The 2,283-nt window shown below is 42.7% G+C and carries 1 protein-coding gene; it reads left to right on the top strand.

The window, feature by feature from the left end; genetic code table 11:
* Positions 1-666 precede the first annotated feature (666 nt).
* Complete coding sequence (gene ltrA / locus ACT3RM_RS17535) at positions 667-2,190, top strand: group II intron reverse transcriptase/maturase (protein WP_008109360.1); 1,524 nt, start codon at positions 667-669, stop codon at positions 2,188-2,190.
* Positions 2,191-2,283: the final 93 nt, after the last annotated feature.

The following is a 2,283-nucleotide window of genomic DNA, read 5'->3' on the forward strand; positions in this document are numbered from 1 at the left end:
TATGGTGTGCCCGGAGTTCAGCACTAGCAAGGAATGCTTTAATGAACCACGAGTCTATCTGAAATACATGAGCAATACGGTAGGAGCCAAATTGTTTATGGCACTATCTGGTTGTGCAGATAGTTGAGTCTGAGCGGCAGTGACTTATCGTATGCTGATAAGGTGATGGAACTCGCTGACAACGGGGAGTGAGGCGAATTCGTTACGCCAAGATGCTCTTCTAGACTAAGTATTGGACGGATGAAGTACATGAACCGATTAACCCGCATCTATGGGCTGAAACGTCGCCATTGCCTACACGAATTAACAGGCAATATGATGCTGCAATAATACTAAATGTATGAGTATTATTGCCGACTTGATAAATCACACGTAGGTATTTATCAATGGATAAACGCTAAATCACAATTCAGCGTTTAAGTATTATCACCTTACAGCACGATAAGGTTAAAGACTGCGATCGGCATCCACCCCAATATGTTCGAGTTCAGATAGGTAAACCGGGGAAGGTTTGTTTGAATGCTAAGGGAGCACGACCCCGATGACAAACAAGCTGGCGGAGCGTTCGTAGTAGTCTGAGATGGGGAAAGCCCATTACATGGCGAAGGGGCGCAGTTTAATTGATTTGCGCAAGCAAATTACCTGACCTTAATGAGGTGAAGACCTTTGATAATCAGCGAACTGCAACGTAAATTAGCAACATGGACAGCAACCGATAAAGCGCGTCGCGTTAATCGATTACTGCGCCTTATCAGTCACCCACAATGGCTTTGCCAAGCGGCTGAAGTAACGCTTTCTTCAAAAGGTGCCAAAACACCTGGCGTTGATGGAATAACTAAAATTCACTTACAGGATAAGCTGACTGATTACTTAGATGGGATCAGAAATGATTTACTCTCGGGTAATTATCAACCAATGCCTGCCAGACGAATTTATATTCCTAAAGCGAATGGAAAGCAACGCCCTTTAGGCATACCCACCTTAAGAGACAGAATAGTGCAACGTGCCATGCTCATGGCAATGGAGCCGATATGGGAAAATGATTTTCATTCACTATCCTATGGTTTTAGACCTGAACGCAGTGTCCATCACGCCATTAGAACTGTTAAGTTACAAATGACAGGCTCAAGTGAACCACGTGGGCGCTGGGTAATTGAAGGGGATTTATCAAGTTATTTTGATACAGTCCACCATCAATTACTGATGACATGTGTGCGTAAGCGTATCAATTGTCGACGATTTAATGAATTGCTCTGGCGGTTCATCAAAGCAGGACATATTGAACGTAATCTATTCTGTGCAACAAGCGAAGGCGTACCACAAGGTGGTGTCATTTCTCCATTATTGTCAAATATCATGCTCAACGAATTTGATCAGTATTTGGATAAATGCTACTTGAGCAAGAAAGCACGTAAAGATCGCTGGTACTGGAATCGTACAATCCAAGATAAGCGTACCATTGCACTAGAGGAAAATAGACAATGGAAACCTGGGGTTGCTTATTGTCGTTATGCCGATGACTTTCTTGTGATTGTCAAAGGTAACAAACAACAAGCAGAAGCCATTCGTGATCAGTGTCGAAATTTTCTTGAAGGTAAACTTAAACTCACACTTAACATGGAGAAAACCCATATTACGCATGTGAATGATGGATTTATCTTCCTTGGTCATAGGATCATAAGGAAACGTGGTCCTAAAGGGAATATGCGTGTGGTGTCTGGTATTCCACATGGTAAGGCTAAAGCATTTTCTCATTCCTTGAGCCAAGCTTTATCCAGTGATCACAGTTGTAGCAAGATAGACAAAGTTGAACAACTCAGCCGCAAGCTTAAAGGCTGGGCGCAATTTTATCGTCATACTGATTATACCGCTAAAGTTTACAGTAAAATTGATCGTATAGTTTTCTGGAAATTAGCAAAATGGCTAGCGCGGAAATATCGTTGCTCCGTTAAGTCATTAATGATGAAGTGGATAAAACGACCGACGCCAAATCAGGCCAAGACTTGGGTATTATTTGGTAAAAGCAATCGAGGTAATTTATGTAGCGCTTCACTATATCGACTGGTGAGCAGTCCTAAGTTGCCCTTCCGTTGGCGATTACCTGAATCAAACCCTTATCTTAGAGATGAAATGAGAAATACTGTCACATCTCGCTACAGCGATGTTGTAATGGCTGTAAGCCACAATTAAGCGGAGAGCTGTATGCGCTGAAAGGTGCACGTACGGTTCGGAGAGGAGAGGCAGAAAAAATAGTTCGACTACGTTCTGCCTCTTACTCTACTT

It is taken from the genome of Pseudoalteromonas sp. AOP7-A1-14 (assembly GCF_052376275.1).
Lineage (GTDB): Bacteria > Pseudomonadota > Gammaproteobacteria > Enterobacterales > Alteromonadaceae > Pseudoalteromonas.